Below are 21905 nucleotides of genomic sequence, written 5' to 3' on the forward strand. Positions count from 1 at the left end.
ATGGCGAATGTCCAGCTGATCCGCCCTGTCCGATGCTTTGAACAGTTGCGTGGCTTCGACCAATTGTTGGCCGCCATTCGTGACCTGCGCCGACAGGGCTGCTCGACTGCGGCCATTGCTGAGCAGCTGAATGCGACAGGATGGCGGCCACCCAAGTGCACGCGGTTCGAGGCAGCTACGGTCCAGCGCCTGATACTCCATTACAAGCTGTCGGAGGGAAGACCGATCTGGACCAGCAATGTCCCGCGGGAAACGGGCCTTGAATGGACGCTCCAGGAAATCGCCACGCAGCTTGGTCTCAATCGCCACGTCATCTATCGCTGGCTTCGCCAAGGTCGGCTATCCGGGCGCATCGCTGATCGTGGTGACCAGCGAGTTTGGCTCGTACGGATGAGCGAGGCTGAACGTAACCATTGCGGCCTGATCACCTGGCGCTGTCACGCGCGCGCGGCGAGACTGGCGGGGGCGCGGACGATGATTGGAGACGCAGCAGGAGGCGGAGTGCTGGCACAGGCGCGCGGCCGCTGAGGTAAGGGTACGGCGGCTGCGTGCTCCGCACGCCCGGTGGTCAGCGGCCGTAGCGGGTGGGCGCCCAGAATTCGCGCATGGCGACGATGGCGGATGGGATGTTGCGATGGGCGTCGAAGCGGGCCAGTTCGGTCAGTGGTCCCGGAGGTGGGGCCCCCGGGACCCGGCGGCCGTCGGGGTCGGTGCAGTGGGCGAGGATAGGGATCAGCCAGAGATGGGCCTGCCGGCGTGCGGGCAGCAGGGGGCGCCAGTATTTCGGATTGAGCTGGATGGCGGCGTGGAAGCCGCGGCACCAGGGCCCGACATCAACCGCACCCGATTCGCTGCGGTCGAACCGCGGCGTGAACTGGTCCGGCGTCTCGCTCAGCGTGGCGGCCAGCGCATTGTGATATTTGGCGACAGCGGCGATGGCGGCGAACTCCGGCGTGTTGCCGTGGCAATACGCGTCCTTGCTGACGCCGAGCAGCGGGCAGATCCAGCCGAGCGGTTCATAGGTAACCGGGCCGACGACGATGGCGGTGAGAAAGCCGTCGAGCATGGTCAGGCCGTCGGCGATGGGGGTTCGCGGACGGGGTGTGCGCAGCCAGCGGTCGAGTTCATCGAACGGCATGGGCGGACGAGCCACGCTGGCTGCGGCCGATGGCGGCACTGGCTTGGTCAATCGGCGCGTCATGCTGCTTCCTGCAACGACTGAGGCATGCGGGCGGCCTTCCAGTTCCAGGCCAGCAACTCGTGCAGTTGATGGCTCTTGGTGCGGCCGGAGACGATGCGCTCCAGCACGTCGGTCAACCAGGTCAGCGGATCGACGTCGTTCAGCCGGCACGTATTCAGCAGCGACGCCAGGATCGCCCAAGTGCGCCCGCCACGTTCCGAGCCGGCAAAGAGCGAACTGTGCCTGCCCTGAGCGATGATCCGCATCGAGCGCTCCACCGTGTTGGAGTCGACTTCCACGCGGCCGTCTTCGAGAAACAGCGTCAGGCCGTCCCAGTGCCTCAGCGTGTAGCGGATCGCCGCTGCCAGTGTCGATTTCACCGAGATCTCGGCGAGCAATTCGGTCAGCCGGCGCTTCAGCGCTGCCATCAGTGGCTTGCTCTCGACCTGACGCACCGCCAGTCGCTGGTCGGCCGTGCCGCCCCGAATGCGCTTCTCGATGGCATAGATCGCGGCGATCTCGACGAGGATCTCGGCAGCGGCTGTCGACTGCGTGGTCTTGTGCACGGCCACGAACTTCCGACGCGCGTGCGCGAGGCAGAAGGCAAGCCGGATCTTGCCGCGCCGGGTGCGCTTCACCAACGCCTTGTAGGCGCCATAGCCGTCGACCTGCAGGATGCCGGTGAAGTCATCCCCGAGTTGGGTGGCGATCGCCTCGGTGTTGCGTCCGGTGCTGAACACGTAGGCCACCGCCGGCGGCGCCGGTCCCTGCCAGGGCCCGTCGTCCACCGCGTGCGCCCACAGCTGGCACTTGCGCGTCCGGCGACGTCCTTTCTCGAGCACCGGCAATGGGGTTTCGTCACAAAAGACATGCTGGAAGCTGTGGATCGTCTTCAGCTGCAGGTCATACAAGCCCTCAAGCCACCAGGCGGCGCGATCGACCCAGTGCACCAGGGTCGAGCAGTCGAGCGCGATCCCGTAGCTGGCGAGCATCCGGGTCTGTCGGTTGAGCGGCATGGCCCAGGCGAAGCGGGAGACCACGACCCAGGAGATCAGGGCCGTGGAGGCCATGCCGGCGGTGATCAGCCGCGAGGGAGCCGGCGCCTGCACCACGGCGCTCTCGCAGGCACGGCAGCCATATTTCGGCCGCACCGTGCGCAGCACCCGCAGGATCGCCGGCACGATGTCGAGTTCCTCGGTCGCACATTCACCGATGCGGTGCATCCGGCCGCTGCAGCACGGGCATCTGGTATTGTCCGGCTCGATCACCCGCTCACACCGTGGCAGGTGCGTGGGCAGGGCACCGATGTTGCGGCGTGCCGGTTTGTGCGAAGGTCTGGCCGACGCCTTCGGCTTTGCCGTGCCAGCGTCGTTGGCCGGCGGTGGCGGTGGACTCGCGTCGGTGGCCAGGTCGCCGAGACCCAGCGTCATCTGCCCGTCCACGACGACCACCAGCCGCTCGGATTTCGTGCCAAAATGCAGGGTGTTGATCGTCTTCAGCGCTGCGCGCAGCCGCTCGTTCTCCGCCGCGAGTTCCAGGGCCAGCGCGATAAGCTGGTCGGGATCGGTGGGGAGATCTTCGCGGCGCAGCGGCATAGCCAACCTATACCAGCGTGGCCGCGGTCGTACCAGAGGGATTTCTCGTCCCAGACGGCCAGACAGGCCGTCTGACAGGGGCCGCCACCGCGTGCGACCACGACAGCCCGTCCAACAGCAGAGCCAGCTGGCTCGCAGACAAGCTCATTGCGCCGTCCTGGACCGGTGGCCAGACGAATCGTCCATTTTCCAACCACTTTGTCGCTAACACAATTCCGCTACCGTCCCATGCCAGCAGTTTGACACGATCGTTTCGCTTCGAGCGGAACACGAAAACATCTCCGCCGTACGGATCAGCGCACATTACATCTGCCACCAACGCGACCAAGCCGTGCACCCCCTTTCGGAAATCCACCGGCCGCGTCGCCATCCACACCCGCAGCCCAGCTCGTGGCGCAATCACCCCACCCCTCGCACCGCCGCCAACACCATCGCCAGCGTCGCCGCATCCGCGCCCACCGTGACCCGGATGCTCACATCCGCCACCGCAATCTCAATGCTGCCGGCCGCCCGCTGAAGCCGCTGATCCGCAGCTGCGTCATCACAAAGCATCACCGGTACAAACGACGCTGGTGAGGACTGCAATTCCTCGTTTGCTCTTTCACTCGCCACCATCGCTTGCGAGGTCCTCGCCTGCCGCCGCCAGGTAAACACAAGGCTTTCGTTCACACCATGCCGGGCCGCAACCTCCGACACTCGCACACCGGCCGCATAGCTCTCCGCTACAATCGCCGCCTTTTGCGCTGCCGACCACTGCCGGCGCCCGCCCCCTGCGCTCACCCGGCTCGCCAGACCACCATCCCTTGCCATCCCGTCCATCGCCGTGCCCTCCTTCAAACAGGAACAGCACCTATCATCTCCGCGTGCACGCGACTTTCGTAGGTGGGGTCGTCACAATGGTTACGGCTGAACTCGACCTGATCAGGCAGAGCCACACTCCCCCTAAACCGAGCAGGAACGTCATATAGAGAGGCAGCATGGAAACACGTTCGAAAGCGTGTTCGCCACCGTTCGCCTGCGCACGGTGCGGACCAAGGGCGCGCTCTCGCAGGACACCGCCCGCCTCATGGTCTTCAAGCTTGTGATGATGGCCGCCAAGACATGGCGCCGTCCCCCTGTGTCACTGAAGTTGCCGCCTGGATAGGATGAGGCGATGGGGGCGCGGGACGAGGGCATTGGCTCGATACGGAGAGGCGTACAAGCGACGGGTGGTGGCACGACTGCTGCCGCCGGAGAGCGCGGCGGCGGAGGCGGTGTCGCGTGAGGTGGGCGTGAGCGTGGCGACGCTGGAGCGGTGGCGGGCGACGGCGTTGGCCGAACCTGGCGCGGGGCCGGGTGGTGCGGAACGATGGACGCCGGCGGCGCGGCTGGAAGCGGTGATCGCCACGGCGTCGCTGGACGAGGCGAGCCGCAGCGCCTGGTGCCGGGAGCACGGGCTCTACGTGGCGGACCTGGAGCGCTGGAAGCGCGACGCCATGGCCGGGCTGGGCGAGCCGCGCGGCGGCAGTGTCGCCGACACCCGGCAGGACCGGCGGCGGATCAAGGAGCTGGAGCGGGAGTTGCATCGGAAGGACAAGGCGCTGGCGGAGACCACGGCCTTGCTGGTGATGCGGGGAAAACTGGCGGCGGTCTTCGGGGACGGCGAGGACGCATGACCTCGCGGGAAGACCGCCAAACCCTGCTGGAGGAGGTTGCCCGGGCGCATGCGGCCGGGGCGCGGCTGCGCGTGGCCTGTGCCGAGGCGGGCATCGATCCGCGGACACGGCAGCGGTGGCGCGCCGGCGCAGATACGGCGGCGGGCGGGGTGCACGTCGATCGCCGGCCGCAGGCTGAACGCCCGGTGCCCGCGCAGGCGCTGAGCGCCGAGGAGCGGGCGCGGATCGTGGCAGTGGCCAACGAGAAGCGGTTCGCTGACCTGCCGCCGGCGCGGATCGTCCCGATGCTGGCCGACGAGGGGGTCTACATCGCCAGCGAATCGAGCTTTCATCGGGTGCTGCGTGCCCATGACCAGATGAAGCGTCGCGGCCGGGCCAACCTGCCGAGGGCCTCGCGCCCGCCGACCACGCACGTCGCCAGCCGCCCCGGCGAGGTGTGGTGCTGGGACGTGACGTTCCTGCCGGCCACGGTGCAGGGCCGCTGGTTCTATCTGTACCTGATCCTCGACCTCTACAGCCGCAAGATCGTCGGCTTCGAGGTGCATGACAGCGACACCGCCGAGCACGCCGCCCATCTGGTCCGGCGCACGGCATTGGCGGAAGGGGTGCATGCGATGCCGACCCGGCCGGTGCTGCACGGCGACAATGGCGCCACGCTGAAGGCGACCACGGTGCTGGCGATGCTGCACTGGCTGGGCATCTGCCCTTCCTACTCGCGCCCGCGGGTGAGCGACGACAACGCCTTCGCCGAGGCGCTGTTTCGCACCGCCAAATACCGCCCCGAGTTCCCGGTGGCGGGATTCGTCGACCTCGCGGCGGCGCGGGAATGGGCGGTGTGGTTCGTGCAGTGGTACAACCACGAGCATCGGCACAGCGGCATCCGCTACATCACCCCCGCCCAGCGCCATGCCGGTGAGGATCGCCGCCTGCTTGGCACCCGTCATGCCGTCTATCAGGCGGCGCGCGAACGCAACCCCCGGCGCTGGAGCCGGCACACCCGCAACTGGACCCCGATCGGCGCAGTCACGCTGAACCCGGAGCGCGACACGGCCATCCAGCTCGCCGTCTCAAAAATCCCGCTTTCCGGTTCGATCGGTGCACCTGCTTTCCCGTCCCGACCTGGCAGTGCCCCGGCCACGGCGCGCAGCGAAGGGGAAGAGAGGAGCAGAGCCGCTCGGAGCCACGCGCAGCACTGCGAGCATGGCGAGAACGGCGAGCACCGGACCTTCCCCGCAGCGAGCCCCGTGGCAGGCTCAGCCCTGGTTGGAGGTGAGCCACATCCGAACCACGCACCGTCAGCACAGTCGGGATAGGGGAATATTCGTTACGAGAGACAAGCGGCAACTACGTTGACACGCACCGCCGTCTGAAGGGCGATAACCAGTTGCCGAAGGTCGTCCGGGGTGTCAGATTCCGCAACGGCCTCGAGGTCATCGAGGCCCCAGTGCAGACCGCCGCCTGATCGGGCCGTCACCCAGTTTCCAGCATAGCTCCCTTTTCGACGCCGATTGACACAGAGTCAGCAACGGCGTGAAAGCGGCCACGGCAACCTCCGGCTCGGTTGCCACCTCATGAGTCAGAGATCCGGTGACGCGAGAATACCCTTTTTTGTCAGCGGGTTCACTTTGGCCCGCAGCTGTTGCAGCCGAGACTCACCTCAGGCCGTCGGCAGCGTTGAACAGCCGGTGGCGCGGTACTCACTCGGGAGGACTTGACACTCGGAGGCCCATTACGGAAGAGCTTGAGTCTGTCCCTATATCGGCTGCATGGAGCAGGACACGATCTTCACCAATGAGATGTGGGCGATGTGGGAGCCGCTGATCGAAGAAGTGCGGCCGCGCGGGAAGACGCCGCCGAAGGAGCTACGCCGGACCATCTCGGCGATCTTCTGGCGCCATCAGAATGGCGCCAAGTGGCGCGATGCGGTTCGCATCTTCGCCGCCCGCTACAACGCCACGTGGCCGATCGAGAAGAACGGCTACCGTAGCCCGCTCGGCATGCGTGCAGCATGAGATGAACTCAACATCAGGCGGGCCGCATAGCGCAACCTATTGTCCAGTAGTCTGGGTGCAGTACACCATCGAGTTCGGTGCCTATTGTTGTGCATAATTATGATGTCGCGATTGCTAACAAAGGCACAACATCTGATTTTGATGATCCGCATCGGTGGTACAAATTCTGGGATGGGCCTGCTGTGGTCGGCTAAATCGAAAATCCACGGGTCTTTCCACATTGGTCGTGTAATTATTCCTATTATGTTCTGAAGGGGATGCCGTCGACATATCAGGATTGATGGAGAATGATAATGTTTGCTATCGGCGATCGCGTGCGAATCCGCTCCGAGACTGCGACACTGTGGCGCGACCCGCGGCTAAAGCGGATAGCGAGGTTGGGTCGACCTGGCACAGTGCGGTCTGTCGTTGGGCCTGAACTTCGAGAAGATCAACGATTTTACTGGATAGAATTTGATTTGCTCCGACGGGATCTGGATCCCATCATCGAAATGATATCTAGCTGCCGGTTGCAGCATTTGTAGGATACATACAGCATCCGACCCTCAGACCTCATGTGAGCCGAGCTGACTCCTTCTCTCATAGAGGTTGTCCCTGAAACGTGTCGCAAGCCTGCACGCTGCCGCTGCGCAGGCCGGTCATCAGCCAGTGCACGCGCTGCTCGGAGGATCCGTGGGTAAAGCTGTCCGGCACCACCGTGCCCTGTGCGTGTCGCTGCAGCCGGTCGTCACCGATCGCGGTGGCGGTGGCGACCGCCTGGCGCACGTCGGCCTCGTCGATATTCTGGTGGCGCTGGTTCATCCGGTTCGCCCAGACGCCGGCGAGGCAATCCGCCATCAGCTCGATTCGCACCGAAAGGCGGTTGGCCGCGGCCTGGTTCGGGGCCGCGCGCTGCGCCTCCTGCGCCCGCGACAGCAGGCCGAGCAGGTTCTCGACGTGATGCCCGACCTCGTGGGCGATCACGTAGGCATAGGCGAAGGCGCCGCCGCCGCCCAGGCGCCGTTGCATGTCCTGGAAGAAGGCGGTGTCGAGGTAGACCTTGCGGTCGGGCGGGCAATAGAACGGCCCTGCTGCCGACTGCGCGAGGCCGCAGGCAGATCCGGTGGCGCCGGAGAACAGCACCAGCACCGGCGGCTGGTAGGGCCGCCCCGCCTGCGCGGGCAGCAGCTGCGCCCAGACATCCTCGGTCTCGCCCAGCACCCGGGCGACGAACTGTCCCATCTGGTCCTGCGGTGCGCCACGGGGGCCGGTGCTTTCCTGGTGTGCCGGCGCACGGGTCCCGGCCACCTTCTCGGCGCCGCTGATCAGCAGGCGGGGATCGATGCCGAGCGCCCAGCCGAGCAGCCCGAGGGCAACGATGGCGCCGATCCCAAGGCCGCCGCCGCCGAGTCCACCGAAGCCGCCGCTCTCACCGCGTCGGTCCTCGACGTTTTCCGAGGGCCGAAGGTCGTCCTCTCGCATGGTCCTTGTCTCTCCCGCAGCCCGTGCCGTGTCCGCGGGCCGCAACGACGCCGCGACGCGGCCGTTCCAGTATTGCGCACCATGATACCGCCGCCGGTTCTGATTGCATCAGTCCGGCCGCAATGACCGGGCATGCCTGCTCATCCATGGCGTGAGTATCAAGTAGAAAAATTCAACTTCATTCAGCTTGTGCGACATCGGAATTTCACGTATTGTTGAATGTGCCCGAGGATAGAATTTTATACCGGGCGCGTGGCCATGGCTGGCCTGTCGGCAAGGGGGGCGAATGTATATCTGTTCCTGCAATGCCCTGACCGACGCGGATGTCGCGGAAGCGATCAAGGAAGGGGCCCATCGGCCCGCCGAGATCTACCGCAGGCGTGGGTGTTGCGCGCAATGCGGCGGTTGCGTCAGGACGATGCTGGAATGCCTGCGCGCGGGGGATTGCCAGGGCGGCACCAGATCCTGACCGCGGCGTCCCTGGTCAGGGACGGACGAAAGGCAATTGTCGCCCGGGGCCCGCGCGATGGCCCGTCCCGGCAGGAGAGCACATCATGGATGTTGAACTCGTGGTGGTGGCGGCGTTTGCTGCTGCCTGGATCCTGGCGGTCGGCCTGCTGTTCCGTCTGATCCGGTAAAGCCTGTCGAAATCTGTCGGAGCGTGGCTCGGAACGGTCGGCATTGCCGTCAGTCACAAGGGCGGGGGCGGTCCGCCCCGGGGGGGGCGTGGCAGCGTCACGGCGTTGTATCGAGGGGGCGCACGGGCAGGCAGGCTGACGGCATGGGGGCAGCATCCGACCGAGCCTCCCCCGAGCCGTCCAGGGCCTGCCGGAGGCTTTCGATTTCCAGCGCCTGCTGACCGAGCCGGCGCTCCAGGGCGGTCCTGTTCCAGGGCGCCGAGATCGTGCCGAGGTTCGCGGGGACAGCCGCGGCGGGGCGCGTGTTCCCCAGCTTGTCGCGAAGCTTCTCGATTTCCAGCGCCTGCCGGCCGACCATGCGCTCCAAGGCCGCGATCCGTTCCTTGTAGGCGGGCAGCAGGTGCAATTCGCGGGCGGGATCGTCGAAGGCGCCGGCAGCGAACTTGTCGACCCAGATGGCGAGGAGATTGCGGGCGATGCCGTGCCGGCGGGCGATGCGGTTGAGATTCTCACCGGCGAGGTATTCCTGCACCACCTGCCGCTTGAAGGCGATGCTGAAGGAGCGGTTCTTCGTCACGGGCTTCGCTCTTCGCCGCGCGCGACGGGTTTGCCCGGCCCGGTCGCGTCGCCTGTTCCTCCGGATTGTGGTCCACGTGCAAGCCCTGGTGTGGGCGGAGCCGGGCACATGCACCGGAGCCCCGTCCACACCAGGCAGGTGACGCTGTCGCGTCCTACTTGACGGCTTCCGTCACCTTGCTGGCGGCGAGGAAGTTGAATTTCGGGCTGCTGACCACGGCGAGGTGGATCACCACCACCAGCGCGAGCAGGGCAATCCAGATCGGCACCAGCCAGGTGGCAGGATTGATGACGAGCCAGATCTTGTAGTCGTTCTTGGGATCGTACTGCATGTCCGTTTCTCCTGCTTCAGAACCAGGGCTTCCAGATCCACACCAGCAGGTGCGCCACGGCGGCGGCGCCGAGGAACGTGCTGAAGGTGGTCTTGAACTGTTCGTGGAATTCCTGAGCTTCAGCCTCGCTGAGGCCCGACAGGCTGTTCGCCATTGAGCTGTCCTCCGATGGAGTGGGGTGGACGGCGCCGCATGACCCCTTCGGGATGCCGAAACGGCATCCTGCCACTGGCCATGTCCTGGATGCGTTCGCCCGGATAGGAGCGGTTCACCTGGCAGTGGGTGGAGGCAACGAACACCGATGCGTCCTGCCCACTGTCGGTACGTGATGCGGCGGCGGCGCTTACTTCGCCGCGACGACCTTGGCCGGGGCGGCGAGGAAGTTGTATTTCGGGCTGCCGATCACGGCGACATGGATGACCACGACCGTCGCGAGCACGGCGATCCAGATCGGCACCAGGTACTTGGCCGGGTTGATGACGAGCCAGATCTTCCAGTCGTCCTGCGGGTTTGCCATGGGTGCGTTCTCCTCAGCTCAGAACCAGGGCTTCCAGACCCACACCAGCAGGTGCGCGACCGCGGCGACGCCGAGGAAGGCGCTGAAGGTGGTCTTGAACTGGTTGTGGAATTCCTGGGCTTCTTCGTCGGTCAGGCCCGACAGCGTGTTTGCCATGCGTCAATCCTCCAGAAGGAGTTTTCAGCCGTTGCCGCGCACATCCCTCGCGGCGAGGGTGCAATGATCTGATAGTCACGATCAAGCATTGCCCGTAATGGCCGGGCACACTTCAGTCATTCACCAGAAGCTTTCAGTCCTTTTCGAAAGGCGTCCGGCTTTCAGCGACATTGACTGGCTGTAATGTTAGCTGGACGGATCGGGATGTCTAGCGAAATTGACAGTCATTCTGTCAGGAAGTTTCCGGACAGGTAACGGGTTATGTCAGTGTGTTTTCTGACAACGCGTCACAATTGTCGGGAATTTTCCTGACATAGCGCCGCCCCTGTCCGGACACATCCGGACAGGATGCCAGGGGGCCTGGAAAAGGGGGGCGACGGGCCGGAGGAGGTTTTCCCCCGGCCAGGACCGCACGCCTGCATGGATGTGACGGGCATTGCCGAGACGAGGGTGAATTTTCCCGGATATGTGCCCAGGATCTGCGGCGGCGGTCATGGTTGGGTCCAGCCCACAAAGCGCCTACACTGACTGGCCCTGCGTCGTTGCCAAAGGTCGACCGATGCGCTCCAGCCCGGCGTCGCTCGCGCCATGAGCGAGTTTCCAGGCAGCCAGGTACCCGCTTTCGGGGGCGCGGACCTGACCAATTGCGACCGCGAGCCGATCCACATCCCGGCATCGGTGCAGCCGCATGGGGCGCTGCTCGCGCTCGAGCCACGGCAGCTGCACATCGTTCATGCCGGCGGCGACACCCTCAGGATCCTCGGCACGGCGCCTGCGGACATGACCGGGAAGGGCGCCGATGCCTGGTTCACCCCCCCGCAGATCGCGCGCCTGCGCGCCCTGCTGGAAGGCGGCGAGCCGATGACGCGGCCGCTGCATGCCTTTTCCCTCGTCATCGCCCCCGAAGGCCAGCCGACCGACGTCATCGTCCATCGCAGCGGCGATCTGATCCTGCTGGAACTCGAGCCGTTGCGCGAGGCCTCGCCGGAAGACACGCTGGCGTTGGTGCAGACCATGTTGCTGCGCACGCAGCAGGCGGACAGCTCGCACGCCTTCTGCCAGGCGATGGCCGATGTCGTGCGCGCCGTCTCCGGCTTCGACCGTGTGATGGTCTATCGTTTCCTCCCCGATGGCAGCGGCGTGGTCGATGCCGAGGCACGGTCGCCCGGGGTCGAATCCTTCCTTGGCCTGCATTACCCGGCCTCCGACATTCCCCGTCAGGCGCGCCAGCTCTATCTGCGCAACTGGCTCCGGCTGATCCCCGATGCGCAGTACGTCCCCGCACCGATCGTGCCGCCGGTGCATCCGCGTGACGGCAGGCCGCTCGACCTCAGCCACAGCGTGCTGCGCAGCGTTTCGCCGATCCACCTGCAGTACCTGGCGAACATGGGCGTGCAGGCGTCGATGTCGCTGTCCATCGTCATGCACGGGTATCTGTGGGGGCTGATCGCCTGCCATCACCATGCGCCGCGCTTCCTGCCGCACCGGCTGCGCATCGCCTGCGAGCTGTTTGCGCAGATGGCCTCCGCGCAACTGGAAATGAAGGTCGCCGCCGAGGAATTCGAGGCCCGGCTGCACACCAAGCGCGTGCACGAGGAACTGGTGACGCGCATGAGCCAGGAGGCCGATCTTGCCCAGGGGCTGACCCGCTACCGACCGAACCTGCTGGATTATATTCCGGCCGATGGTGTCGGGCTCTGGGTGGAAGGGCATTACACCAGCCTCGGCCACGCCCCGACCGGCGATCAGGTGGCGGCCCTGGTCGCCTGGCTGAACGAGACCGCGACCGAAGGCGTGTTCCACACCGATCGCCTGCCGCATCTCTACCCGCCGGCCGCCGCCTTCGCCGGTGTCGCGAGCGGGCTGATCGCGCTCGCGGTGTCGCGGGCGCCGCGCGACTATGTGCTGTGGTTCCGCCCGGAGGTGATCCGTACCGTCACCTGGGCCGGCAATCCGAACAAGCCGGTGGAGACGGAGCCGGACGGCATCCGGCTGACGCCGCGCAAGAGCTTCGCCGCCTGGTGCGAATCAGTGCGGATGCAGTCGCAGCCCTGGCGCAGCGTCGACGTGGAAGCGGCGCAGACGCTGCGCCTGTCGCTGCTGGAAGTGATTCTGCGCCGCATCGACCAGGTGGCGCGCGAGCGCGAGAAGGCACGGCTGAAGCAGCAGATGCTGCTGGCCGAGCTGAACCGCCGGCTCGATCAGTGGCAGGCCGTTGCCTGCGAGTTAAAGGAAGAGACGCGCCGCCGTGCCCTGGTGGAATCCGAGTTGTCGCAGGTGTTGCGCCGCACCGTGGACGACCAGGAGGCCGAACGCCGGCGCATCGCCCGTGAACTGCACGACAGCCTCGGCCAGACGCTGACGCTGCTGCGGCTGGGGCTGGAGGAGATCGGCCACGCCGCGCCTGCGAGCGGGGATCTGCAGGAACGGCTCGCGGCGCTGAAGGACCTGACCACCGATATCGGCCGGCAGGCCAACCGGCTGGCCTGGGAAATCCGCCCGACCGCGCTCGATGATCTCGGCCTGCCGACTGCGATCCGCCATCTGGTCGAGACCTGGGCCGAGCGGACGCAGCTGCAGTTCGACCTGCATCTGACGCTGGAGGACCGCCGCCTGGATCCGGCGGTCGAGACCACGCTGTACCGCGTGCTGCAGGAGGCGATCACCAATGTCGCCCGCCATGCCGCGGCCAGCCGGGTCGGGGTGATCCTGGAGGCGAAGGAACAGGAGGTGCGGATGATCGTCGAGGATGACGGCCGTGGCTTCGTGTGGGAGGAGGGCCGGCCGGCCGACCTGCCGGCCAGGCGCCTCGGCCTGCTGGGCATCCGCGAGCGCCTTTCCCTGGTCGGCGGCACGCTGGAGGTGGAATCGGCGCCAGGCCAGGGCGCCACCCTGTTCGTCCGCGTGCCCCTGGCCGGAGGCCGGTCATGAGCGGGGTGCGGGTGCTGCTGGCCGACGACCATCCGGTGGTGCTGGCCGGCATGAAGGCGCTGCTCACTGCCGATTCCGGCCTGGAAGTGGTCGGCGAGGCGCGCGACGGGCGGACCACGCTGCAACTGGCCGAAGATCTGCAGCCGGACGTGGTGGTGTTGGACCTGTCGATGCCCGGCCTGAACGGGGCCGAGGTGGCGCGGCAACTGCGCGCTGATTGCCCGCGGTGCAAGGTGCTGGTGCTCAGCGTGCACGAGGATCGGTCCTATGTGCGCGAGCTGCTGGACGGGGGCGCGGTCGGCTATGTGCTCAAGCGCTCGGCGGCGGAGGAGTTGTTGCGCGGCGTGCATGCGGTCGCGGATGGCGGGGTCTATCTCGATCCGGCCATTGCCGCGCGCGCGGTGGGCAGCGGTCCGGCCCGTCCGCGCGAGGCGCCGATGGGCCGTGGCGTCGAGCCGCGTCTGAGCGAGCGCGAGGTGGCGGTGTTGCGCCTGACCGCCGCCGGGCACAGCAACAAGACCATCGCTACCCGGCTGCGCATCGGGGTCAAGAGCGTCGAGACCTACAAGAGCCGGGCGATGGACAAGCTGGGCTTCCACAGCCGGGTGGAGGTCCTGCGCTATGCCCTGGGCAAGGGCTGGCTGGAGGAGTGCTGAGCGGGTTCAAGGAGGGGGCTGGGCGCGAAGCAGGTGCTGAATTGCCGGTCGTGCACCAGGATATGGTTGGCGAACATGTCGTGCAGGACGAAGTGGAAGATCTGCGCCGGCTCGATTTCCCCGCGTCCATAGGCCTGCAGCAACGTCTCCCCGCGGGCCAGCAGGTCGCGATGGATGCGGGCATGCTCCGCCGCCCCGGCATAGCCGGCCGCGGCGAGGATCCGGTCCTCGGTGGCGAAATGCGCGCAGGTCCCGGCGATGAGGGCGCGGGTGGCGGCGAGAATCTCCCCCGGGGGCGACGTCCTGCCGGCCAGGGCGAGCAGTGCATTACCCTGTTCGAACAGCCGCCGGTGCTGGGCGTCGATCTCGGGCTCGCCGCAGAGATAGTCTTCGCGCCAGACCAGTTGCGAGACGTAGTGGCGGCTGTCATTGGCCGGCAGCGACGGGGGATCGAATCCCTCGATCTGTATCTTGTTGCGCCCGCCTGCTTTGGCGCGGTACAGTGCGGCATCGGCACGGCGGAACCAGTCAGTCCAGGTGTCGGTGGCGAGACAGGCGGCGACGCCGAGGCTGATGGTGATGCGCAGCCCCTGTGGAAAGATATGCCGTTCGATGCACCGGCGCATCCGCTCGGCTATGACCAGCGCTTCGGGCAGGTCGCTCATCGGCAGGATCACGATGAATTCCTCGCCGCCCCAGCGGCCGAGGATGTCGGTGGCACGGATGCATTCCCGCGCGATCTGCGCGAAGTCGCGCAACACCGCGTCGCCGGCCTCATGGCCATGGCGGTCGTTGACGTTCTTGAAATGGTCGAGGTCGACGAGGATCACGCAGGCCGGATGCGCGTAACGGCGCAGGCGGTCCATCTCCTGCCCGGCGGCCTCCTCGATGCGCACGCGGTTCCAGCAGCCGGTCAGCCGGTCCCGCATCGCCAACTGCCGCAGCCGCGCGTCGGAACGATCCTTGGCCATCATCATGAACCCGTTCGTGGCCATGATGAGCAGGAGGAAGGCCGAGAAATACGCGGCCAGCTGCAGCGGGGAGGGCTGGAAGAAGGTCTGGAAGTCATGCGGCAGGAAGATCGCGCCCCAGCAGCGGCCCACTGCCAGCAGGATGTCGAAGGCACCGCTCGCCAGCAACATGTTGCGCCCGCGGGTTGGAAAATCGTAGCGACCAAGCAATAATTGCCGGGCGATCAGCCCCACCTGCACCAGGTTGACCAGGCTGGCCAGCACGACCCGGTAGCGGAAATCGTCCATCAGCAGCGCCAGCCCCACGACGAGGATGCAGGGGGGCAGGAAGGCGGCCCAGGGATTCTCTTGTACGCCATGAAAGCGGCAGGCGGCGCGCAGTCCCAGGGACAGTGACAGCGACAGCAGCGCGTTGCCGAGGAGGATGGGGGCCCAGTCCGGGATCGTTCCGCGCAGCGCATGCATCAGGCAGCCGCCCGCCGTGAGGCACAAGGCCTGCGTCCAGGTTCTCAGGCCGTCCCGGTTGTCGCGCGCGGTCCATCCCAGCGACACTGCCAGCGCGAGGCTGGTCAGGATGATTGCTCCCAGCATCGTGGGAATATCGGGAGGATGTGCAAGCATCCGTCTGGAATTGTCCCCTGGCAGCATGTCGGATCAGCCGTCCTCGCCCCGGACAGGAAAGCACCGGCCAAGCTCGGTCCGCATCTTAAATCATATTTATCGTTGTAATTGCGAATCGTTATGCACGGTGCCGGTGGTGCAAGCCATCCTGGCTGGCCACCGTCCGGCGGACGGGGGGGCGGTGCGCCATCCCCGGCTCGAAACCCATAACATTGTCGCATGGAGTCAGATGCCAAGGGCAATTGTCCGCATGGGCCCGCCGCCACATGCTCGGAGGTGGAACCTGCCGACGGATCATTCTTCATGCGCGATCTCTCCCGCTGCGTCCACCATCCCGCCGTCTCCCAGGAGGGGTTCGCCAGCCTGGCGGTGCCGACCTGCCGGGCCTCGACCATCGTCTTCCCCGATGCCGAGGCCTACGCCAACCGCAAATACCGTGGTCCCGACGGCTACAGCTACGGCCTGCACGGCACGCCGACAACGCGTACGCTGGAAGCGCAGCTCTCGGCCCTCCACGGGGCGGAGCGCACCGTGCTGCTGCCTTCGGGCCAGGCGGCGATCACCGTGGTGCTGCTCTCCGTGCTGCTGCCCGGCGACAGGGTGCTGATTCCCGACACCGCCTATCCGCCGGTGCGTGGCTTCTGCCAGAACTACCTCCGCCCGCGCGGCATCGACTTCGCCGCCTATGACCCGATGATCGGCGCCGGGATCGCCAGGCTGATGACCCCGCGGACGAAGCTGGTCTGGTTGGAATCCCCCGGCTCCACCACCATGGAGGTGCAGGATTTCCGCGCCATCGCCACCGCCGCCCACGCAGGTGGCGCGCTGGTCGGCTGCGACAACACCTGGGCCACGCCGCTGCTGTTCAAGCCGCTCGACCACGGCGCCGACTTCGCCATGGAGGCGCTGACCAAGTATGTCGGCGGCCATTCGGACCTGCTGCTCGGCTCGGTCAGCGTGCGCGACCTGGGGCTGCGGCAGACGCTGAAGGACACGATGCGCATGCTCGGCATCGGCATCTCGCCGGACGAGGCGGCGCTGGCACTGCGCGGGCTGGAGACGATGGGGGTACGGCTCGCGCATGTCGGGCGGGTCGCGCTCGATTTCGCGCGCCGCCTGGAAGCCTTTCCGGCAGCGCGCCGGGTGCTGCATCCGGCGCTGCCCGCCTGTCCCGGCCACGCAGTCTGGTCGCGCGACTTCAAGGGCGCGAGCGGCGTGTTCAGCGTCGTGCTGCCGCCCGAGGTGGAGCCGGTGCTCGGCCCGGCGCTCTCCGCCATGCGCCTGTTCGCGATCGGCGCCTCCTGGGGCGGCACGCGCAGCCTGGTCGCGCCGATGACGGTGGCCGCCGACCGCAGCGCCGTGCCTTGGACCGAGGCAGGCACCATCCTGCGCCTCAGCATCGGGCTTGAGGACCCGGACGAGCTCTGGGACGACCTGGCTACGCTGTTCGAGGCCCTGGGCGCCGCGCTGCCCGGCTGATCGGCCGGGCCGTTCCTCACTCTCTGTGAACGAAGGAAGGGAAGCGACCATGTCCGGTCCGTTCCGCTGCCTCGCCATGCTCACCCTGCTGGCGTCCCTCGCCGTATCCCCCGCCCACGCCGAAGGTTCCGGCTCGCCCACGCTGGATGCCGTGCGGGCGAGGGGGGAACTGCTCTGCGGCGTCTCCGGCACCACCCCGGGCTTCTCCTTTCCCGACAGCCGCGGCGTCATCCGCGGCGGCGATGCCGATATCTGCCGCGCGGTCGCAGCGGCGGCGCTCGGTGACGCCAACCGGGTGCGGTTCGTGCTGTTAACCTCCGTCAACCGCTTCGTGGCGCTGCAATCGGGGGAGGTGGACCTGCTGGCGCGCACCGTCTCCTGGACGCTCGGGCGGGAAGCGAGCCTGGGGCTGCTGTTCGGCAACGTCAATTTCTATGACGGCACCGGCTTCATGGTGAAGGCCGCCGCCGGCGTGACATCGGTGAAGGAGCTGAACGGTGCCACCATATGCGTGCTGCCGGGCACCAGCACGGAGCTGGTGCTGGCCGACTGGTTCCGCCTGCAGAAGATGAGCTTCACCCCGGTGCTGATCGACAGCACCAACGAACTGCGCGCCGCCTTCATGGCGGGGCGGTGCGACGCCTATGCCACCGACACCTCCTCGCTCGCCGGCTTCCGCCATTCCCTCGGCGACAAGCGCGGCAACGTCACGCTGCTGCCGGAGACCATCAGCAAGGAGCCGCTGGCGCCGGCGGTGCGCAAGGGCGACGACAAATGGTTCGACCTGCTGCGCTGGACCCAGTTCGCCATGCTCGCCGCCGAGGAATTCGGCATCACCAGCGCCAACGTGGACGGGTTCCAGGCCAGCACCAACCCCGATATCCGGCGCCTGCTCGGCCTCGACGGCGAGCTCGGCCGCGCGCTCGGCGTCGACCGGAGATGGGCCTACGCGGTCATCCGCCAGGTCGGCAACGCCGCAGAGGTCTGGGACCGCAACTTCGCTCCGCTCGGCCTCGCGCGCGGCCGTAACGCGTTGTCCGACCAGGGCGGGCTGGGCTACGCTCCACCGCTGCGCTGAGCGGTCCCCGCGCGCGGATGGCCGCGGCAACCGATCGAGGCAGGGTGGCCCTTACTTTCCGTCAGCTCGAAGCCTTCCACGCCATCATGACCAGCGGCTCCGCTTCCCGCGCGGCGGAGCTGCTGCAGGTCAGCCAGCCCGCCGTCAGTCGCGCGCTCGCGGATCTCGAGCAGGAAGTCGGGTTCGCCCTGTTCGACCGGGTGCGCGGACGGCTGGTGCCGACGCCGGAAGGGCAGATGTTCTTCACCGATGTCGGCGCCAATTTCGCCGGGCTCGACCGGCTGCGGGCGGCGGCGGCGCGCATCCGTGATTTCGGCTCCGGCACGATCCGCGTCGCCAGCCTCGCCGCCCTCGGCTCCACCCTGGTGCCCCGGGCCATCCGCCGCTTCCGCGACGCCCATCCCGGCATCGCCATCACCCTGCACATTGCCTCCTCCGCCATCGTCCGCGACCTGGTGGTCAGCGGCCAGTTCGACATCGGCCTGGCCGCGGACGAGGTGGACCGGTTCGGCGTCGATCACCGCGCCTTCGGCAGCTTCCGCGCGGTCTGCGCGCTGCCGCCGGGACACGAACTGGCGCGGCGCAAAGTGATCGAGGCGAAGGATCTGCACGGCCGGCCCTTCGTCGCGCTCGCCCCGGAAGACCGGGCACGGGCGCGCATGAACCGGGCCTTCGAGGACGCGGGCGTGCGTCCCGATATCGTCGTGGAGACACCCAATTCGGCCACCGTCTGCGCCCTGGCGCTGGAAGGGGTGGGGATCGGGCTGGTCAATCCCATGGCGACCGATGGCTTCGCCGAGCGCGGGCTGGTGTTCCGGCCCTTCGAGCCGGCCATCGACTTCAAGGCCCTGTTGCTGTTCCGACCCGATACGCAGCGAGCCATCCTGGTGAAGGCGTTTACCGCGGCACTGTTGCGGGCACGGTTTCGGCCGACCAACTGACCGTTGCTTGGGGCGTTGCCCCAAACCCTACGTCGTGCGAATGCGCGCCTGCGCGCGACGAGGCTCCGCCTCCTGGACCTCCGCCAAGGGCGAAGCCCTTGGATCCCATTCTGTGCCGCGCAGCGCGAATGGGGTGCAGGGGCCGTGTGGCCCCTGCCGGGTCGAGGGCGGAGCCCTCGCCTTTTAATCAAGTGGAGCCGACCGGGGCTGCAAGGCGTGGCCCAGTTCCATGAAATACGTCTCAGGAGATTCGATTCATTGTCAAATATAAATTAATTTATTGTTGTGTTTCTGTTTAGTGAAATCTATTTTGAGTGTGAACTGTAATGCGTGGCTTGTTGCATGCATCGCTTACGGGCCTTTTGCGGGGCAAGATGGAAACTGCGGCGCAGGGGATATCTGGGCCAGCGGCTCCTGCTGCCGGCTGCCCTGCTGCTTGCCCTGGGGGCGGCGCTGATCATGTTCCTGTGGCTGGCCCATCAGCGTGAGCGCGCGGTGGTCGAGGCGACGCGGGAATTGCGGAACCTGTCTGTCGTCCTCGCCAGCCATACCGCGAACAGCTTCAGCAATCATACGATCCTGCAGGAGGGCATCATCAAGTGGCTGGCCTCGGAAGGCATCCTGACCAGTCCGGCCAGCTTCGCGGAGCGTGTTTCCGGCTACGACGTTCACAGGGAACTGCGCGCCCGGGTCGCGGCCATGCCCCAGATCAACGTTCTCTCGGTCCTTGATCCGGAGGGGTTGCTGCTGATGCGCTCCGCCGCCTGGCCGGTGCAAGGGGCGCGCTTTCCGGAAGCGGTGGCCCTGAAGGTGATGCGGGCCGATCCCGCGCTGCAGACCTTCATCAGCGGACCGAGCAAGTCGCCCGCGACCGGGGAATGGATCTTCTACATCTCGACCCGGCTGCGGGCGGCGGACGGAACGTTCCTTGGCATCCTCAGCGCCTCGGTCAAGCATCGGGCCTTCGAGGCATTCTACGAGAACATCGAACTTGGCGACGGCGGTGCGGTGGCGCTGTTGAAGGATGACGGCATCCTCATCCTGCGCCATCCCAGAATAGAGTCGGCCATCGGCAAGGTTGTTCCGAACGTGCTGCCGGTCGGCGGCCTGCGCGCCGGTGACAGCGAGGTTTTCATCGACCAGAGCCCGTTGGACCAGCAGATGCGGCTCATCGCCCGCAGCCCGGTCCCGAACGTCCCCATCTCCATCTCGGTCTCCCGCCGGACAGATGCGGTGCTGGCCGAATGGCGTGCGCAGCGGCGCACCGCGCTGGTCGTGCTCGCCGTGCTGGAGCCGGTGCTGCTGGGGGCGGCCTTCCTGGCCCGGCGCCAATTGCGGCAGCGTTCCCTGATCGCGGCTGCGGTCGCGGCGCGGAAGGCGGCCGAGGCGGAGGCGGCGCTGGCGGAGGAGCGGCGGCAGAAGCAGGCGCAGTTCGCCGCCGCCGTCGGCAGCATGACCCAGGGCCTGTGCATGTTCGCCGCCGACCGCCGCCTGGTCGTCGCCAACCGGAGCTTCGCCGGGATGTTCGACGTGCCGCCGGACTGCCTGGTGCCGGGCATTGCCTTCGAGGCGATGCTGGACCGGCAGGCCGAGGCCGGACGGCTCAGCCACGCCGAGGCCGAGGCCATCAAGGCGCGCACCCTGGCGTTGCACGGCGCGGGCGAGGTGTCGTCCGTGATCCGCGAGCTGCCGGACGGGCGGAGCATCTCCGAATGCTTCACGCCGACCGCGGACGGGGGCTGGCTGGTCACCTTTGAGGACGTGACCGAGCGGCGGGCGGCGGAGGCGAAGATCATCCACCTTGCCCATCACGACGCGCTCACCAACCTGCCCAACCGTGCCTTGTTCCGGATCAAGCTCGACGAAGCCATCGCCCGGGCCCGGCGTGGCCATGGCTTCGCCTTGCTCTACCTCGACCTTGACCGCTTCAAGGAGGTCAACGACACGCTGGGCCATCCGGCCGGCGACCTGCTGCTGCGCCAGGTGACGGAGCGGCTGCAGGCGGCGGTGCGCGACACCGACACCATTGCTCGCCTCGGCGGCGACGAGTTCGCCATCATCGAGGACCAGGTGCGGGCCCCGCAGGACGCGACGGCCCTGGCGCAGCGGCTGGTGGAGTCGGTGGCGGCGCCCTATGAGCTGGAAGGCCATCACGTGGTCATCGGCACCTCGATCGGCATCGCGATCGCGTCGCCCGACGGGGCGGTAGCGGAGCAACTGATGAAATCGGCCGACATGGCGCTCTACCGGGCCAAGGGCGACGGCCGCAATTGCTTCCGCTTCTTCGAGCCGGAGATGGACGCGAGGATGCAGTTGCGGCGGGGGCTGGAGAGCGACCTGCGGCGGGCGTTGGCGGTGGGGGAATTCGAGCTGTTCTACCAGCCGATCCTCGATGTCGGCAGTCGCAGCGTGACCAGCTTCGAGGCGCTGCTGCGCTGGCGCCATCCGGAGCGTGGGCTGATGCCGCCTGACCGCTTCATTCCGCTGGCCGAGGAGACCGGGCTGATCGTGCCGATCGGGGAGTGGGTACTGCGGGCGGCCTGCGCCGAGGCGATGCGCTGGCCGGAGCGGCTGCATGTGGCGGTGAACCTGTCGCCGGCGCAGTTCGCCAGAAGCGGTCTGCTGGAGGCGATCACCGGGGCGCTGGCGGCCTCGGGGCTGGCCCCGCACCGGCTGGAGCTTGAGATCACCGAGCGGGTGATGCTGAAGGATTCAGAGGCGACGCTCGCGATGCTGCACCGGCTGAAGGCGATCGGGGTGCGGCTGGCGATGGACGATTTCGGCACCGGCTATTCCAGCCTGAGCTATCTGCAGCGCTTCCCCTTCGACAAGGTGAAGATCGACCGCAGCTTCATCCGCAACCTCGGCCAGACCCGGGCGAGCGGGGCGATCGTCGGCGCGGTGGTGGATCTTTGTGCCGGACTGGAAATGGGGGCGACCGCGGAGGGCGTGGAGACAGAGGAGCAGCTCGAGGAACTCACCGCCAGGGGGTGCCGTGAGGTCCAGGGCTTTCTCTTCAGCCGGCCTTGTCCCGCCTCCGGGATCCCGGCCCTGCTTCACCGTCTCCGGGTTGGGGCCGGGCAGACCGACGCGGACTGAAGACCGT

The 21905-nt window shown here is 67.1% G+C and carries 19 protein-coding genes and 3 pseudogenes; 11 read left to right on the top strand and 11 right to left on the bottom strand.

Translation table 11 applies throughout. The annotated features are described in order from the left end of the window. The gene (locus tag NBY65_RS22140; RefSeq protein ID WP_250265726.1) at positions 1–528 is read left to right on the top strand and encodes a helix-turn-helix domain-containing protein; all 528 of its coding nucleotides are present in this window, start codon (positions 1–3) and stop codon (positions 526–528) included. A gap of 40 nt (positions 529–568) precedes the next feature. Here the strand turns inward: NBY65_RS22140 and NBY65_RS22145 are convergent, their stop codons facing one another. Genes NBY65_RS22145 through tnpA form a run of 4 tightly spaced genes read right to left on the bottom strand, consistent with a single transcriptional unit; the run spans position 569 to position 3594 of the window. Beyond that, complete coding sequence (locus NBY65_RS22145; RefSeq protein WP_203330783.1) at positions 569–1201, bottom strand: UPF0149 family protein; 633 nt, start codon at positions 1199–1201, stop codon at positions 569–571. Then, positions 1198–2775 carry an IS66 family transposase gene (gene tnpC, locus NBY65_RS22150; RefSeq protein WP_250265718.1) on the bottom strand — a complete coding sequence of 526 codons (1578 nt, stop codon included), beginning with the start codon at positions 2773–2775 and terminating at the stop codon, positions 1198–1200. Before tnpC ends, NBY65_RS22145 begins: the two co-directional genes overlap by 4 nt. Positions 2776–2782: 7 nt before the next feature. Next, positions 2783–3145, bottom strand: a complete 363-nt coding sequence (gene tnpB, locus NBY65_RS34125) for an IS66 family insertion sequence element accessory protein TnpB (protein WP_150045712.1) — start codon at positions 3143–3145, stop codon at positions 2783–2785. A 29-nt stretch (positions 3146–3174) separates the two neighbouring features. After that, positions 3175–3594 carry an IS66-like element accessory protein TnpA gene (tnpA, locus tag NBY65_RS22155; RefSeq protein WP_150045713.1) on the bottom strand — a complete coding sequence of 140 codons (420 nt, stop codon included), beginning with the start codon at positions 3592–3594 and terminating at the stop codon, positions 3175–3177. Positions 3595–3757: 163 nt separating this feature from the next. Here tnpA and NBY65_RS22160 point away from each other — a divergent pair. The 3 pseudogenes from NBY65_RS22160 to NBY65_RS22170 all read left to right on the top strand — a co-directional run. Continuing rightward, positions 3758–3910, top strand: a pseudogene (locus tag NBY65_RS22160) (IS256 family transposase); the annotation flags it as partial. Positions 3911–3950: 40 nt separating this feature from the next. Further along, positions 3951–5488, top strand: a pseudogene (locus NBY65_RS22165) (IS3 family transposase); the annotation flags it as partial. Between the two features lie 738 nt (positions 5489–6226). Then, positions 6227–6349 (top strand): annotated as a pseudogene (locus tag NBY65_RS22170) (IS5-like element ISMex42 family transposase); the annotation flags it as partial. Positions 6350–7021: 672 nt separating this feature from the next. Here NBY65_RS22170 and ypfJ read toward each other — a convergent pair. Beyond that, complete coding sequence (ypfJ, locus tag NBY65_RS22175; RefSeq protein ID WP_150043606.1) at positions 7022–7903, bottom strand: KPN_02809 family neutral zinc metallopeptidase; 882 nt, start codon at positions 7901–7903, stop codon at positions 7022–7024. A 286-nt stretch (positions 7904–8189) separates the two neighbouring features. On the opposite strand from ypfJ, the gene NBY65_RS22180 reads away from it, so the two are divergent. Then, positions 8190–8372: a (2Fe-2S)-binding protein gene (locus NBY65_RS22180; protein ID WP_150043608.1), complete on the top strand. Its 183-nt coding sequence runs from the start codon at positions 8190–8192 to the stop codon at positions 8370–8372. A 266-nt stretch (positions 8373–8638) separates the two neighbouring features. On the opposite strand, the gene NBY65_RS22185 is transcribed toward NBY65_RS22180, so the two are convergent. The 5 genes from NBY65_RS22185 to pufB (NBY65_RS22205) all read right to left on the bottom strand — a co-directional run bounded on the left by NBY65_RS22185 (position 8639) and on the right by pufB (NBY65_RS22205) (position 10122). Continuing rightward, entirely contained in the window at positions 8639–9118 is a 480-nt protein-coding gene (locus NBY65_RS22185) for a transposase (RefSeq protein WP_150043610.1), read from the bottom strand. A gap of 154 nt (positions 9119–9272) precedes the next feature. Then, positions 9273–9449: a light-harvesting antenna LH1, alpha subunit gene (gene pufA, locus NBY65_RS22190; protein WP_150043611.1), complete on the bottom strand. Its 177-nt coding sequence runs from the start codon at positions 9447–9449 to the stop codon at positions 9273–9275. A 16-nt stretch (positions 9450–9465) separates the two neighbouring features. Then, positions 9466–9603: a light-harvesting antenna LH1, beta subunit gene (pufB, locus tag NBY65_RS22195; protein WP_150043613.1), complete on the bottom strand. Its 138-nt coding sequence runs from the start codon at positions 9601–9603 to the stop codon at positions 9466–9468. 189 nt (positions 9604–9792) lie between these two features. After that, positions 9793–9966, bottom strand: coding sequence for a light-harvesting antenna LH1, alpha subunit (pufA, locus tag NBY65_RS22200; RefSeq protein WP_150043615.1), 174 nt, complete (start codon positions 9964–9966; stop codon positions 9793–9795). 18 nt (positions 9967–9984) lie between these two features. Then, positions 9985–10122, bottom strand: a complete 138-nt coding sequence (gene pufB, locus NBY65_RS22205; protein ID WP_150043617.1) for a light-harvesting antenna LH1, beta subunit — start codon at positions 10120–10122, stop codon at positions 9985–9987. A 588-nt stretch (positions 10123–10710) separates the two neighbouring features. Here pufB (NBY65_RS22205) and NBY65_RS22210 point away from each other — a divergent pair. Then, complete coding sequence (locus NBY65_RS22210; RefSeq protein ID WP_150043619.1) at positions 10711–13053, top strand: GAF domain-containing protein; 2343 nt, start codon at positions 10711–10713, stop codon at positions 13051–13053. Continuing rightward, positions 13050–13709 carry a response regulator transcription factor gene (locus tag NBY65_RS22215; protein WP_150043620.1) on the top strand — a complete coding sequence of 220 codons (660 nt, stop codon included), beginning with the start codon at positions 13050–13052 and terminating at the stop codon, positions 13707–13709. Before NBY65_RS22210 ends, NBY65_RS22215 begins: the two co-directional genes overlap by 4 nt. Here NBY65_RS22215 and NBY65_RS22220 read toward each other — a convergent pair. Continuing rightward, on the bottom strand, positions 13673–15301 hold the full coding sequence (locus tag NBY65_RS22220) for a diguanylate cyclase (RefSeq protein ID WP_250265727.1): 1629 nt from the start codon (positions 15299–15301) through the stop codon (positions 13673–13675). The genes NBY65_RS22215 and NBY65_RS22220 overlap by 37 nt on opposite strands. A 303-nt stretch (positions 15302–15604) precedes the next feature. On the opposite strand from NBY65_RS22220, the gene NBY65_RS22225 reads away from it, so the two are divergent. The 4 genes from NBY65_RS22225 to NBY65_RS22240 all read left to right on the top strand — a co-directional run bounded on the left by NBY65_RS22225 (position 15605) and on the right by NBY65_RS22240 (position 21898). Then, a complete protein-coding gene (locus tag NBY65_RS22225; RefSeq protein WP_150043624.1) occupies positions 15605–16780 on the top strand; it encodes a trans-sulfuration enzyme family protein in 1176 nt (391 codons plus the stop codon). A gap of 49 nt (positions 16781–16829) precedes the next feature. Continuing rightward, positions 16830–17858 (top strand): amino acid ABC transporter substrate-binding protein, encoded by a 1029-nt coding sequence (locus NBY65_RS22230; protein ID WP_203330645.1) that lies wholly within the window; start codon positions 16830–16832, stop codon positions 17856–17858. Between the two features lie 44 nt (positions 17859–17902). After that, positions 17903–18799, top strand: a complete 897-nt coding sequence (locus tag NBY65_RS22235; RefSeq protein WP_203330646.1) for a LysR substrate-binding domain-containing protein — start codon at positions 17903–17905, stop codon at positions 18797–18799. A gap of 342 nt (positions 18800–19141) precedes the next feature. Then, positions 19142–21898: a bifunctional diguanylate cyclase/phosphodiesterase gene (locus NBY65_RS22240; RefSeq protein ID WP_150043628.1), complete on the top strand. Its 2757-nt coding sequence runs from the start codon at positions 19142–19144 to the stop codon at positions 21896–21898. The last annotated feature ends 7 nt before the right edge of the window (positions 21899–21905 follow it).

It is taken from the genome of Rhodovastum atsumiense (assembly GCF_937425535.1).
Taxonomy (GTDB): domain Bacteria; phylum Pseudomonadota; class Alphaproteobacteria; order Acetobacterales; family Acetobacteraceae; genus Rhodovastum; species Rhodovastum atsumiense.